This is a genomic window from Mesorhizobium sp. ArgA1 (assembly GCF_053714375.1).
The window spans coordinates 13675-27998 of record NZ_JBSKBQ010000032.1; the positions used below are offsets into that span (position 1 = coordinate 13675).

Sequence of the window (14324 nt, forward strand, 5' to 3'; positions counted from 1 at the left end):
GGTGTGTCAGACCCGCCCCAAGGGGCCGAAGCTCGCCGCCGTCATGGACGAGCCGAGCACGACGTACTCGGGGCTGCGTGGGAGTTTCTTCAGCCCTATACGCTAGAGCCTTTCACGTTTCTGATGCCGCAGTGGACATTCACCACAATGAAGGCTGGTCTCCTGTCCGCTCGCAGCGGTCGCGCTGACCAACATTTGCCATTACGAACGAGGCGAAACCTGCCGCCAACCGAATGCACTTCTGCAACGCCGTCATTGCAGTCGGCAGCCAAACTCCGGTCGATCAACAGGAGCCCGGTAGTGCCTTGAAAAGTAGTCAAAATCTCCAAGCGCCTCAGCTGCAAATGCCAGGTCGCCAACCGGCGACGCAATCATTCTCAGTGAAACCACTTTTCTCCAGTCCTTCATTTGTCAGAGTTGCCTTTTCGGCCATCTCTTGAATGACGCCCTGCCCGCAGGGAGGAAGTACGCGAGCAGGGCGTGCCGCACAAAAGGCCGGTTGGATCGGGCAACAGCACAGCGGCGGCAGAAACTGATTAGGAGACCTTCCTGACGACAGCCTGACGTCAAGCGTCTGGGGCGTGAAAAAATGGTACCTCGCGGCTGGGCCACATTGGCTGGCGGACGCCCGCAGCCAGGCGTCACCGCCCACATTGCTTAAGTAGCGTCTGGTTGAGGCGCTAAGCCAATGCTTAACATGCTGAAATGGCGGCAATACTGTGGCGGCGATGTAGAAATGTCGCCGGCTCTGCAAAGTAGAAATGTCGCATTAGCCGTTCCAACGGGCAGGGTGCAGCAAGATAGAAATGCGACAGTGACGTGCTTCTTGGCACGGACCAGAGCGCCCGGTCGGGCGTAAGCTGGTCCGGGTTGCAGAGCCCGATCGGGTGCGTTCCAGTAGAGCTCCCTCGGCTTTAGCTTCGAGGGCCGGTTCACTCGGCCGCGGCCAACCTTGCCAATGCCCGTTGTCGCCGTGCGATGACAGCAGGATCGTTTATGAATTCCGTCCTGCGGCCCGGCTTTGTTCCGCGCTTCTTGTAGGCGCTCTGCTCGCTGTTGGTCTTGATCTTCGGAGGAGGTCGCGCCTCATCCTGCTGAGCTTTGATCCAGGTCAGCAACTCACCGAGCCGCTTGTTCTCGGTGACCGCCGTGTGCGTGACGCGCTGCTCCTTGTCGAAGACGGTGTAGGGCAGGGAACATGCTCTCCATCGAATGTCCAGCCGACCGTCGGCGAACTCGTAGATATCGACGTATTTGCCGACCAGTCCGCACGAAAGCTCGTTCTTCTCAAGCATGATTTGCCTGCGTTCGTAGGAGAACGACAATTGCTGGCCGACATAACGTTGCTCCCGCTTGCACAGCACGTTACGCAGCCGATCCGGCGCAACATTCAATGCGCGATGCAGGTTGTCCGGTCGGGTAGGGACCTTGGCGAACCTCTCGTTGAAATCAGCCGTAAACGCCAGCAGGAACGCATTGGCCGCTTCGATGTCCGATATGCCGGCGAGGCGCAGTTCCTTCACAAGCCTGTCCTGAAGAGTCCGATTGACCCTTTCTACCCGGCCTTTGGCCTGGCTCGAGTTGGCGCACAGGATCTCGATGTTGAGTTCCGCCAGCGCACGGCCGAACTGGGTCATGCCCCGGCCTGCGCGAGCCTCGGCCTTTGCGACACGAAACACCGTATGCTTGTCGGAATAGAATGCGACCGGGCAGCCGTGTGCCTTCAGATGGAGCTCAAGAGCCTCGAAGTAGCTGAAGGTGCTCTCCGACTTCACAAAGCGAAGCTGCTGAAGCTTGCTCGTGGCGTCGTCGATGAAGACGAGCAGGGTGCAAGGATCCTCGAACCAACGGTGATCGCTGCCGTCGATCTGCACCAGTTCACCGTAGCACTCTCGCCGCAGCCTCGGCTGATGGAATGTTCGGCGCTGCTTGCGCGACAGCCAGATTCCGGCGTCAGTCATCCATTTGCGCAGCGTCTCTCGCGACACGATCAGGCCGTGGTTCGCCGCCAACTTCTCGGCGGCCAAGGTTGGTCCGAAGTCGAGATAATGTTCCCGAACCAACTGAACCGCCAGTTCGCCGATGCCGGCGACATATCGATGGTTCGACGGTCGTCCTCGAGCCTTGTGCCGAAGTGCTGCGGCGCCTTCGGCTCTGAACGCCTTCAGCAGACGCTGGACTTGGCGGGTCGTCATATCCAGCACATGCGCCGCCGAGACGACCGTCATGCGCCGCTCCAAAACCTTCGACAGCACCTCGATGCGTTGCAGCTCGCGCTCGCTCATCAAAATCAGTCCCAACCCGCCGTCTCCCTCGCTCACCGACGAGCAGGGCGACATTCCTACTTTGCGGAATCAAGACATTTCTATCTTGCTACAATTTCTAGTTCCAATGTAGGCAGTTTCGTTAATTGTTGCGCTCCCCTGCCACGATAACTGCCGTATTTTCAATGCGTTAGAAGGTCAGTCTGCCCTTCTTGCCTGATGCGGCATTGCAGCGGCGTTTTCCGCGTAATCGTTGCAATCAAGGTGGTGCGTTGCTGTCGCTTTCAGGAGGGAGCGCGCCCATTTTGATCAGGCTGGCGGTGACCTCTTCATAGCTGTCGAAGAACCGTTTCCAAACCGGATATCCGCCCAACTCTGTCACTGCCAGAATGACGGCGCGATGGGATGCGACGAGGAGGTCGCGTTGCGCGATCAGTTCGTCGATTTGCTGCTGCTTCCTCGCCAACGCTTTTTCGAGGGCGCTCTTCGATTTCCGTGACGATGATTCGACCGCTTTCAGGATCAGGGTTTGTCGCGCCACGAACTCCACCAGAAGCGTCCGCCGACGGGGATGCCGTGTTACGTCGCTGGCATGCCGGAAGAGGCCGTCGCTCGCCCGCACGACGGCGCGCGCCGTGATAGGCTGGTTCTCGGTAAGCATCCTCTCCAGAATGCGGGCAAGTTCTTCGACGCGGTCAGTCATCGGAACCTCTCGGAAGACCGGCCGCGCTGAGGATAGTTGTGGGCGATCGGTAGGGCAGCGGTCGTGAGAGGTCAGCACCGGCAGGGAAGGGGCGTTCGCCCGGTGTTGTCATCAGCGTCCGTTCAATGTTTTCAAGGCGCGTACGGGCATGATTGAGCTGGTTTTGCCAGCCGATCGATCGCTCGGGTTCAGCCGTCGCCATGACCTGATCGACAGTGCGCTGCATCCGCTCGCGCAGGGTTTCCAGGGCACGGCGCTCGGCATCGATCTCGGTGCGCGTCAGATGCCTGCACCCGTTGAAGCACTCCAGATGCTTGGGGCAGGGATCGACGGTGAAGGAGTTGAGACAGAAGCCGTAGGGTGTGACGTGGAGCCCGTCCGCTTCGGCCTCGAGATAGGAGAACGCAGCCTCATCGCCGTCGCGTCTCTGGATTTGACGGAACTCTTCGACGATCGGGCCTTCGACCTTTCCGGCGAGGATCATTCCGAGCGTCTGGCGGGCGCTCGGCCCGAGTGCGTCGGTTGGAACATCGGGGAGGGCGATGCTGTCGAGATCCTCCAGCAAAGACCGATGATCGTACTCGTGGCTCTGCTTCACGCTGCGGCGGTTGAAGCGCTTGGTGATGATCGCGTCGGATACGCCGAGCCCGAACAATTCCGTGTTTTGCACATGGCGAAGATGATGTGGGTCGAGGCCAAGAGCGCGATCCTCCGCGGTCTCGCCATAGCGTTGGAAGACCGAGATTCCCTGGACGGCGCTGACGGCGCCGATGATGTCGCCCACAGATATCCGACCGGCAGCGAAGTACCGCGTGGTGTCGACGATGCCGGCATTGCGTCCTTCGACCAGTCCTCGCACCGGCATCAGGAACAGATGATCATGCGACTGTAGCAATTGTCCGGAAGCGAGCCTTTGTGGTGTGCCGTCGGGCACCTTCGTCGGCATGTGTTTGCGGATCAGCTGTTCGAGCTCACTCACGCGCACATAGACATCCGGCCATTTTGCGTTCCCATCGATCGGGATTCCATCGTGGTCACGCAGTATGATCAATCCCTTCGATCGATACCTGCTCCAGTACTGCACTGCCGGGATGAAGCGCAGATCGTCGAGCCGATCCATCTGATAGCGCCATATCTCCTCGACCACGACCGGATCGTAACATGCGCGATACCGCCCGAGGAGATCGGGCGGCAGCTCCAAGTTCGAGAACATGGCCGAACCCGATACCCGTACATACGCTTCGTGTGCGGGCACCAGATCGCCAGGGCGATATTCCGGCAGGAGACGATCGGTTGCAGCTTGTGCCCGCAGCCTTTCGCGCATCGGCATCGTTATCGATCGCACGCGCTCGACGGCTTCAACGACGACGTCCTCGAAGATCGGCGGGATATGCTGCGCTGTCTCGTAGAGAACCATTTCGCCTTGGCGGCGGCCCTCAGCCTGTTTCTCGGCGAAGTGCCGCAACATCAGGGATCGACCAATGCCGCCTTTACGATCCGCGCGTTGCCCATCGGCGTCGTGGTACTCGCGCCACCTCAGGCAATCGGCCGGAAGCGATGCAAGTTCGCCGGCGCGCAGGCCAGTCACCAACGCGATCTTCAGGACCTCGAAGCGGATCGCATCGGAGAAGGTCGTGGGCTCGACCGTGAACACGATACGCACCAGTTCCCAGAATGCCCTGTCTCCTGGCAACCGGTTTGATCCCTTGCGCTCCGACAGTTCCTGCCGGAGCTTCTCGACGCGGACATGGCCGTTTACGCGCTTGCGCTCGGCGTCCACCTTGGCTTGTGCCGCTTGCGCCTCGATCGTAGTCAGGGGCAGGCAACTGCGCGCCAGGCCCGGACGGTCAGCCAGATGATGCCCGTCGATGACGAGCCTGACGGCCATTTCATAATTCGAGGCCAGTTTTCCGGACTGACCGATCAGCAGTGCCGCGTTGTAGCCCATCCGGACCTGCTCGCCGTCGAGCTCCCAAGGATCGGCCGGGTAAGCGGCGGCTGCCAGGAGCTTGATCCACCGGGCGACATTTCCCAAGGCTCCGTGCGGCTTCCGCCCTTTGATGAAGACGTCGTTGACTATCGTTGCGACATAGAGGTCGCGCCAATGAGACGGCAGAGGACAAACCGGGACCGGAGCGAGGTTTTGCTGCCGGCGAAGATCGTTCAGGATCTTCAAGCCGCGCCGATCGTAACCGATATGCGAGAGCCAGAGTGTGGGGGGAGGCGACATACCGACGGCAGCCGTCAGATTCCATCTGTCGTGATAGTAAAGCCGCCCTTCTTCATCACACGCTTTGGGCCACTTCAGCTTGTGTTCGGCTGCAACCGCCATGGCGGTGCTGATGAAGGAGGCGAAGTAGCTATTCATGCCGCCGCCCTTCATCGGCCTCGATATCAGCAGCTACTCTTCTGGCCGCATCAAGGGTCCTGCGGAGTTGGGAGAAGGCCGGTGAGGTCGTGTTTCCGCTTGAAGCGCCCTCGAACTCCACAACGACAGGACGAAGGCTTTCCACGACACGATTGTGAACCCCTGGATCGCGCAGCGGCATAAAGCGACGGCACGCATAGCAGGAGAGGACGGGATTCCGGGAACACAAGCTCTGCCCAGACGAGCAGGCGCCAATCCCGGCGATCGGGATGCCGTGGGGTACGCCGCCGATCTGATGGTCTGATGGCATGCCGAGCAAGGCTTCGATATCGATCGTCTTCGTGCGCGCAACTTCGGCGACAGACGCATAGATCGGCGAGATCGCCAGCGCTTCGTTCACCCGCTGCGCCTGCGTGGGAGAGGTCTCGAAGTAGACGTTGGCGGTTTTCAGGCTGGCGTGGCCCATGAACTCCGACACGCCGATATGGGATGATCCGGCATCGACGAGGCGCTGCGCGGATGTGTGCCTCAGATCCGTCGCGGTCCAGGCTTTCCCGGCAATGTCCTCCATGAACTCCCGAACCATTGTGCTCATGGCATGAGGGTCGAGGCCGAGGAAGGAGTCCAGTGGGGCACCGCCTTTCAGTAGGCCGCGGCCGCCATCAGCAATGCGGCGATGATAATAGGAGGCAAAAAGTGGGCACCATTCGCGCTTGATCCGCCGCGTCACGCGATGCCGTGCAGCAACAGAGCGCTTGGCCAATGGCAGCGAGAGGTGGACAGCTCCGGTGAAGTGCAGCCGCACGTCAGCTACCCGCAGGCGTGCAATTTGCCCAGGCCGGAATCCATATTGGAAGTTGATGATGACGGCGCAGGCGTCGCGAAGTTCAACATCGCCGACGCTTTCCGCATGGTCGGCAAGTCTTGCAGTCAGGTCATCCAGATAGTCGACGATCAGCGCCTGCTGGTCGAGCGGCACGAAGCAGTCTCCAGTTCTGACCGCTCGGAACTTGTCCTGGGTCGGCCCCGCCAGGCGACGGACGAAGGGATGAAGATCTGCGGACCATGATCCTATACCCAGATCGCAGAGGGAATGGAGCATGGCGCGCAATGCGCCGACTTCCCAATACGGTGCAGTCGATGCAATCCTCTCGATCCAGAGGCGCCTGCAGGCATCCGGGTTCATCACGAGCATGGGGTAGATGGTTGTCGAGCCGGCGCGGCCGATGTGGGCCCTCAGACTCGCGAATCGAGTCATCACCGTTACGGGATCGCAAGAAGCCAGCCAAACGGCATACACATGCTTCAGCAGGGGCACGAAGTGCTTGCCCAGCACGCGACTGTCGAGATTTCGGCTGTTGCCATCCAGCACCAGCGTCCAGATGGAATGCCGCTCTGGCTCTTTGATCGAACGATACTTTTCGGTGTAGTCGTCGAAGTATCGAATGACCGAGGGGAGGGCTGGCAGCGACGCGCAGGCCGCTTGGATATCCGCCAACTCCAATTCTGGATCGCTGGCTGCTCCGCATCTCATTTGGGGCTAACTCCCTCTACCTGACGCAGGGTTTCGACAAAGCGATCGAAGCTGTCGTTCCAGACCTCCGCTAGAGTGGGCTCAAAGTAGGCGCGGGCATAGAGCCGTGGCATTTCCGAGCCGTGAGCCCAGCCAAAGAACACGCGCAGCTTCTCGATGGCCGTCGGCAGATCGTTTCCCGCTTCGACGTAACGATGAAGCCGCAACACCGCCGCGGTGTGGCGCAGATCATGGGCCGATACGCTATCCAGGCGCCGATTTTCCAGCGCACGCCGGGCAGGGGCGGACAAGTTCGCGGTGATGGCCTCGAAGATATAGCCGAACGCCCGAAGCGACAACGGACGTGCTTGCTGGGACGTGATCAGAAAGGGATGGCGACCTTTCGCTCGGTAATTGCGGACATAGATGTCATGAACTTTCAAGACCTCCTGAGAGACGGGCAATTGCCGGCGAGCGGTTTCCGTCTTCAGCCCCGGCGCTTCATAGCGGGGATCGAAGTCCGGACTCGACTCGACATTGATCCAATAGCGATCCTCACCGGTTGAGGGATCGAACTCGTCCTTGATGGCATTTGCAGGGAGAAGCCCAACTTCTCCGCGCCGTAAGCCCAGATGCAGGAGCAGCAGGAAGATCAGGAGATTGCGCCATCGAAGCGGGGCGCTACGGAATGGATTGCGCGGCGAGGTCGGATCGAACTGCGCCCAAAGATCCTCGATGACGAGGGCCGGAAGCGCTCTGAGCGGAGCCCTGGTCGAAGGAGGCGTGGGGCTCAGTTGCGCATACAGGCGCTCGAGGCGTCGCAAACCTGTTTCGAGTTCGGATACCTCTGCGTCCGTGGAACTGCGGCGGAATCGCAAAATGTCGCTGACGAATCTGACTGCTGTTCGCCACGCGCCCGATCGGTCTGCTCCGGAGATCAATCCATCATTGCGCAATTTGCCGAGGAAGCCCGCCAGCACGTCCTCAAGAGCATCGAGATCACCCGCCGCGAGGACGCTATCCAGTCCATCGGTTCCTATCTGCGTCTCGGCCGACGCGTACAGGCGGTCGAGAGCCCCGAGATGCACCTGCTGCGTTCGACCGGACGCGCGCGCATGGACCATTTCCACCCAGATCGTCGGCCAATAGCGCGGCCGGCCATGCTGGTCTGTCAGGATCCAGCCAGCCAAGGATCGAGGCAGCGATGAATGGCGCAGCTTCAGACACGGCATGTCTCGACGGTAACTTCAAACTGCAACGAATGACACAGGTTCGTTGCAGTTTCCCCAGCCAAGCGGTGTTTACGGGCCGCTACGCTCCTCTATTGAGGAGCTCCGCTTCGCGGCCCGTAAACACCTCATTCAACGCTGCGAATGGCATTGACGAAGCAGGTTTCTTCCGGAAGAAAGGAAGCCCTCCGTAAACGCACTGGCGACTTGACAATGCAACACTTCTGGAACTGCCTCTAAGTTCCATAAGATAGATTATGCGACTTTCATAAGTAAAAGTTAGTATTAATTAACCATTTACACTATGCATCAGACGTGTCCTGGTAACTGTCATGTTTTTTGATAGTAACTGCTACTGTTCGCCCTCTCGGTTCGGTAGATCAATGCTACATAAGGACTACCCAACGCCAGATGAGAATTGACAGGATACTCTAACTTTCTCTGAACGCGCGGGTCAGACGGCTCGCTGCCCTTCTCTGCGCACTCACTTGTGCGGCATGCAATAGACCCCTTCGGATTCCATCAGTCCGCGCCACCCTTCAACTCGCTCAGTGCGTCGCCGCGCGCGTCCAGATTTTTTTCGGCGCCCAAGATACCGACGATCTTCGTTATGTCTCGGAGCAAGTGGGTGAAAGTCGAAAGCGCAAGAAGATGTAACGCGCACCAAAGCGACCTTGTTCGACACCTATTACACGCGCTCGGTCCACTGTAAGGACGTGCGCCGGCCACCATGCGGCCAGATTGAATCCGCACGCTCGACTCCTGCCGCGCGGCGAGTTGCGGTACGCGCAATTCTTGGAAAACGCGCCTTCATGTCGCTGCCAGGATTTCCCGACAGCTCAAAGAAAACCAATCCCACCGTGCCGTCTACTTCGATCCCATCCCCTTCCACACGCGCGCATGGCAGCCGAAGAAGCGCTTCTTGACCAAGCCGTCATTGCAGCCAACCCGGAAGCCTATGCCGCATTCTTGGCTCGACTGGACATGCCGCCCGAACCCAACGAGCGTCTGCGCGAGACCATGCGCACGCCGGCTCCCTGGGAGAAAGCATGAGTGGCCCTCCCCTCGCCCGCCGTCCCAACGCCGCCCGGTGCCGGCGCCAGGCCCGAACGCCGCCCGGTCAGCTGCGGCCCTGCCTGCTCCATGCCGGCGTTGCTCTTCGTCCGCGAGACCACCCTTTGCCGGGCGAGATCTCATGCATCAGCGCCGCACGGCTGAAGCCGTCTATCAGGATATTGCGTCTCCGACGTCCTTCCGCAGACATTCACCGAGCGCCCACTTTGCCGACAATGATAACCTCGTGTGCCCCGAACCTGTCGTTTCTGAGCGTCGCCGCTCGTACTGCTTTGCCGTGCTCGACTTTTTGCCAATGGCCGGTAGGCGGGCGGGCAATGTCGTGGGCATCGCAAGCCTGCGCGATGTGCTGATCGCGAACCCCAAGTTCCCGGGCGATCTGCGTCATCGGCTTGGACCAGACCAAATCATAGAGCTGACCCCGGCTTAGCCTGAGCATTGGCGACTCCCGCATATTTGATGAATTTGACTGGGCGGCGGCGCTGCCCGTTGAACTGCTCCGAGTTTACGGAGTGAGCACTTCCCACCAACCAAGGGCGACTGTCCAGGCCTCATTCATGCATGGTCGAGCGCCACGAGAAAGAATATCGACATGATCAGGAAACCAACCAACAGCGCGAGCTGGTCGCAAGGTGCCGCTCGCCAGAATGGCTAAACGCCGGCGCCCTCCGGCAGCAGCGGCCACAGCAACGCCCGCAGCCCTGTGGAACAGGAGGAGCCTTCCTTGCGCCTGATCGAGCAGCTCTTGGCGCCGTAGGGAGTGTCAGAGTTCGAAGCGGTCGCTGCGCGAATCGTTGAGGCGATATTGCCAGACCAGGTTTGGATCTTTGGAATCGACGCCGGACGTGGACCAGTCCGAGTGACGGGGCTTTGCAGTGCCAAGCAAGGGAAGTTCGTCGTCAAGGCTCGATGGCTGTAGCGGCGCGCGAAGGCGACAGAGCCAGGTTCGGTGCATTAGAAATTCAATGACGCAGGCAGCGGCGAACGCCAGGATCAAGAAAGTCGTGGAAAAGCAGAGCACCCGAAGCCCGGCTTCCTGATCAGGCAGGGTGAAGTAGGCCAGCACGCCGCCGGTAAAAATTGCAAGCGCTAGCTTCATAAGCATGACACAGGGCACCTCCCGTTCCGAGGTTGATCATTATAATACTCCCGATCGAAAGTCATTATAATGATCGATGGAGGTAGGATGGTGCTGACATGGAATGGCGCCGTTTGGCGGCTGGAGGATAGCGCCGCTTTTGGCGACAGCGGCCGGAAGCGCGCGTCGTTTTGTCCAGATCGCCACGACCAACTTCAAAGGGCATATCGAGGTCGGGCTTTCACAGGCTCATTCACCTTGCGAGAGGCCAATCAGGCCCTCGAAACAGCCCCGCGCTGTGGCATCGAGGCTTCACCTCGGACCGATTTGAAGCCTCCGAAATGGCATACAGAAGATTGCGCGAAGGCATGCCGCAGGGGCAGAGATCCGTGTCGCCATCTGGATGAGAGTGCCGCAACAGATTGAGGCTTTCGGACGACTAAAATGGTTACCATTCTATTATTCAATTTTCGACAATGGGGGCATAAAAAATGCTATTGTGCTGTGGAATGAACCGCTGAGGTCACCCCATATTCGGCTCCGGCATTTGGGCTAGCCCACTAGACTTTTGACTGGAAATTGGGGTCATATCCCCGCCAAAATGGCAGGAGGGAACCTATGCCGATTTTCAAGAACAAGAACGAAGACAGCGACGGTTGGCTGTCGATTCTGCTGGCGCTGCGGCTACGGCAAATCGAGAATGAGTACCCAGATTATGCGAGCTTCGCGGACGCCACCGGTCTTTCGAGAGGCACACTCTACCAGTTGCGGACGGGCAAGGGGAATCCTACTTTTGTCACGCTCGAAAGGCTAGCACGGCATCTGAAGGTGCCGATATGGGCGCTCATCGGTCGAACGGGTGACGACGATAGCGTGAAGCGCGATATAGAGACGTACGGCTTCAGCTTTGACGAGATTGCGCACCACATCGAGGCCACGCGTGCAGTCAAACGTTCGATGACTGAGTTCAGTGGCGTGCCTTCTTTAAAAGAAAACGCTAATATTCCAGGGTCGCCTTCCGAGAAGAAGCAGGCGTCGCCTGCCAAAAGGGGGCGCAGAATAAACCGCTAGACCAAACGAGCAAGTAGAAGCTTTCTTATTGGATTCCTGTGCTTCATTGGCATCCAACTACAGAAAGATTTTACTTCACGATTCTTTGACAGCGCGTCGCAAATCGACCAATGTCCACCGGTAGCACCAATTACTGGAGGATTGTGGATGCTGGCGGATATCTGGCAAGGATCGGGGGATGGCGCGCTCTACAGGGCGACGGCCGAGTTCGTCAAAAGCGATCCGAAACCAGGGGTGGAAAAAGTTTCGGAATTTCTGCTGGAGGGGGCGCAGCCGGATATGATCATTTTAGTGATCGGGCAGTTTCTCGTTGCCTCCCTGTTCGAGCGACGGAACGCGGATCTGGTATTTTGGTCTTTGGTCGCCGCGGACGTCAACAAAGCTGGAATGGAGCAATGGTCCGAGCACGAAAGTGACGAGTTGGCAGGCCATCTCAAGAGGATCTCACGGAATCTCCCCGACTGAAGGCTTCGGGCTGAAAGAGTGGTGCCTTCCGGCGTGGGAGAAGATGGTCGTCAGACCTGTGGGGACGAGACATTAGGGCCGTTGCCGGAGGGACAGAAGCGACGGAAGCAAACTTTGGGTTGTCATCCGTATTGAAGTCACCAAGGCGATGTGGCTTTCAGCTCGCCACGCAGCGAGCGGATTGCGATGTGAAGCCGGACGCGTTCCAATCAAAAACCAGACGAATAGGTTTTCGGACAAATTCTGTGTATGCCGCGAAATGATCGTGCGGGCATTGAATGCGACTTTTCCCTTGTCGCCCCTCTCAAGGCTGCAGCCGCAGACGTCGCCTTCAATGTGGAAATTGTGGTCAGACCTGACCAGAGGCAACGTTGATATCACTGCCGACAGGGCCGGGAGCGGCGGAGGCGAGCTTTGTATCGTCACCCGTATTGAAATCCCCCGGCCCCAGGCACGCGGCGGTGTTACCTTCCTGGCAACTGGCATCGGCCATGGAGCGGGCGTTCTTCGCCATGTCGCATATCGTCGTTCCGTTGATGTCGGAAAAGCCGCTGCATCGGCCAGAACGGACCATCTGCTGGCAATTGCCAGTCCCCAATTGAATACAGGCAGCGATGAGAGAGGCATCGACCTTCTGGCCGTCGAAGGTCCCCATCTGCATGAGTTGCTTGACGGGCGTAGATTCATAGCCGTCGTTGGTGAGTTTGGCCCAGGTATCGGCCTGAAACTGAAGCGATTGGCAGCCAAACTCGGACCGCGACATGCCGGCATAATTTTTGATGTTGGTGTTGTTCAACTGGAAAATGCCAGTGCAGCAAGAGCCGTTGTAGATACCTTTGTTACCGCCGGATTCAAAGCGGCCGAGACCGCCGAGACTGCACGATGTCGCTTTGAGCTCGTCACGCAGGGATGAGCCTTTTACCGCATCGGTGATGTCCTGTGCGGAATAATTGGTGGCCTCGCAATATTGCTGTTTGGCGCCGGCGTCTGCGACCACGGTAGTGCAAACCAAGACGCCGGCTGCAAGGGTTCGGCTGAGTTTGGAAAAGAGACGAGACATAGGAATGCGCCTCATGGCAATCTGATGCTGGTAGCGCACCGGGACCATTCCTTGCCACCGACGAAGGAACGAAAACGGATCTCGTGGGAATTCGGATTGACGTCGATCTCAGTTCGATCGTTGCGATTGGCCTGAGGCCGATCATCATCGGATAGATCCACGTAGCAGGCTTCTGCGCGTGCAACGACTTTACCGTTGTCTGGATCGACGACGCGCGTCTCGCAGACCGCCGGCTCTATGGAAGAGCCGGCGCTGTTTGCGCCGGCCTCGCATTTGCGGGTCGAGGCGATCGAAACGATAAAGATATGCGATCCGACCTTGATGGGTTTCGACAGGATGTCGAGCGGCGGAATCTGTCCGGCGGGAACGGTCCTGTGCAGCTCGTCTCGCCAATAGGCGGTATTCGAGGCGATGATGTCGGACCATGCAGTCTGTACTGCCGGTTGCGCATCTGCGGATGTAAGTGACTCGTAGCTTAGAGGCTCCCATGCGTGTGCGGAAATGGCAGACGTCGGGATCATCGCGAGAGCGGCAAGCGTGGACATGGTGAACCTCCTGAGCTTCACACCGCCGCGGCCGCCGCCAGGAGCCGCGGTCAAGGCCGTGCATCGCCCGCCGCCAGGGAAGCCTTGATCCGCTGGCGATGGCCGGGGGCAGGCTGGTGTACGGAATAAGGTTAGGTTCTCCATCTGGATCATGATTGCACTCCTTCAGAATATAGAGGCTGCCGGAAACACAACGGCCATGGGGGGCTTCCTCTAGGGTTGCGGGACAGCGACCCGGAATTGGCATTCCTGAGCGATTTCGCCTTGGAATATGATGCCGGCGCGAATGGTTTTGGCCTGAACATCATACGCGCCCATAGCACCATTGCGAGCGAGGTCAGGCCGGGCATTGTTCGGTAGCGGGCCATATTCAATGAAACAGCCGGTTCCAGCGTCAGCGACCATGGATCGGCCATTCTGATAGACCGCCAAGCGCATGGGGCATCGTTTCAGCGTGGCATTTCCGACGGGATCCGTGCGGATCGGCGAGCAGCCGACGAGCGTGTGCAGGACCGAGAGGACGACGGTTTTCGTCGGACTGCGTACGACGATGTGGCTTTCGGAAGCCGGCGCGTTGGCGACCGCAAAGCGCGTGTCGCCTTTGGCCGCATAGGCGTCGTTGTTCTTTCTCAGCCGATCGGACCATAGCGAGGCGTAGGGCACAGCTTCCGAGTTCGGGAGCTGGAGATCGGCGTAGGCGACAGCGCGCCAGGCGTTGGGGTCAGGCGTGAGCGACTGAGCCGAAGCGTGGGGCGTCATCGTAAGGGCAGCGGCAACTGCGAGAAGTGTCAGGCGTTCGTGCATTCCTTGTCTCGCTTTTATGCCCTATGATTAAATCAATGTGCTAGTGACTGTCGAGCCCTGAAATTCCGGCGGACAGGGCAATCGGGTGAGTTAACACGTGACATATGGCGCCAGTGCTGAATCTGTGAGTCCCCAATTGATTCGATTGGG

13 protein-coding genes are annotated in these 14324 nt (G+C 59.0%); 4 read left to right on the top strand and 9 right to left on the bottom strand.

The window, feature by feature from the left end; genetic code table 11:
* Nucleotides 1–932 precede the first annotated feature (932 nt).
* The 5 genes from ACWGTI_RS30430 to ACWGTI_RS30450 form a co-directional block, all read right to left on the bottom strand.
* Complete coding sequence (locus ACWGTI_RS30430; RefSeq protein WP_454590428.1) at nt 933–2300, bottom strand: ISNCY family transposase; 1368 nt, start codon at nt 2298–2300, stop codon at nt 933–935.
* A gap of 223 nt (nt 2301–2523) precedes the next feature.
* On the bottom strand, nt 2524–2967 hold the full coding sequence (locus ACWGTI_RS30435) for a hypothetical protein (RefSeq protein ID WP_454590429.1): 444 nt from the start codon (nt 2965–2967) through the stop codon (nt 2524–2526).
* A complete protein-coding gene (locus ACWGTI_RS30440; protein ID WP_454590430.1) occupies nt 2960–5335 on the bottom strand; it encodes a hypothetical protein in 2376 nt (791 codons plus the stop codon). The genes ACWGTI_RS30435 and ACWGTI_RS30440 overlap by 8 nt, the downstream gene beginning before the upstream one ends.
* Nucleotides 5328–6833: a site-specific integrase gene (locus ACWGTI_RS30445; RefSeq protein WP_454590431.1), complete on the bottom strand. Its 1506-nt coding sequence runs from the start codon at nt 6831–6833 to the stop codon at nt 5328–5330. Before ACWGTI_RS30445 ends, ACWGTI_RS30440 begins: the two co-directional genes overlap by 8 nt.
* Nucleotides 6834–6865: 32 nt before the next feature.
* Entirely contained in the window at nt 6866–8038 is a 1173-nt protein-coding gene (locus ACWGTI_RS30450) for a tyrosine-type recombinase/integrase (RefSeq protein WP_454590432.1), read from the bottom strand.
* A 939-nt stretch (nt 8039–8977) separates the two neighbouring features.
* Here ACWGTI_RS30450 and ACWGTI_RS30455 point away from each other — a divergent pair.
* A complete protein-coding gene (locus ACWGTI_RS30455; protein ID WP_454590433.1) occupies nt 8978–9130 on the top strand; it encodes a type II toxin-antitoxin system TacA family antitoxin in 153 nt (50 codons plus the stop codon).
* Nucleotides 9131–9272: 142 nt separating this feature from the next.
* Entirely contained in the window at nt 9273–9581 is a 309-nt protein-coding gene (locus tag ACWGTI_RS30460; RefSeq protein ID WP_454590434.1) for a hypothetical protein, read from the top strand.
* A 333-nt stretch (nt 9582–9914) separates the two neighbouring features.
* Here ACWGTI_RS30460 and ACWGTI_RS30465 read toward each other — a convergent pair whose 3' ends face one another.
* Nucleotides 9915–10256, bottom strand: coding sequence for a hypothetical protein (locus tag ACWGTI_RS30465; protein WP_454590435.1), 342 nt, complete (start codon nt 10254–10256; stop codon nt 9915–9917).
* A 591-nt stretch (nt 10257–10847) separates the two neighbouring features.
* On the opposite strand from ACWGTI_RS30465, the gene ACWGTI_RS30470 reads away from it, so the two are divergent.
* Nucleotides 10848–11300, top strand: a complete 453-nt coding sequence (locus ACWGTI_RS30470; protein WP_454590436.1) for a helix-turn-helix domain-containing protein — start codon at nt 10848–10850, stop codon at nt 11298–11300.
* A gap of 147 nt (nt 11301–11447) precedes the next feature.
* The gene (locus ACWGTI_RS30475; protein WP_454590437.1) at nt 11448–11765 is read left to right on the top strand and encodes a hypothetical protein; all 318 of its coding nucleotides are present in this window, start codon (nt 11448–11450) and stop codon (nt 11763–11765) included.
* Between the two features lie 349 nt (nt 11766–12114).
* Here the strand turns inward: ACWGTI_RS30475 and ACWGTI_RS30480 are convergent, their stop codons facing one another.
* From ACWGTI_RS30480 to ACWGTI_RS30490, 3 genes are all read right to left on the bottom strand, one after another.
* A complete protein-coding gene (locus ACWGTI_RS30480; RefSeq protein ID WP_454590438.1) occupies nt 12115–12864 on the bottom strand; it encodes a hypothetical protein in 750 nt (249 codons plus the stop codon).
* Nucleotides 12837–13370, bottom strand: coding sequence for a hypothetical protein (locus ACWGTI_RS30485; protein ID WP_454590439.1), 534 nt, complete (start codon nt 13368–13370; stop codon nt 12837–12839). Before ACWGTI_RS30485 ends, ACWGTI_RS30480 begins: the two co-directional genes overlap by 28 nt.
* Nucleotides 13371–13583: 213 nt before the next feature.
* A complete protein-coding gene (locus ACWGTI_RS30490; protein WP_454590440.1) occupies nt 13584–14174 on the bottom strand; it encodes a hypothetical protein in 591 nt (196 codons plus the stop codon).
* Between the last annotated feature and the right edge of the window lie 150 nt (nt 14175–14324).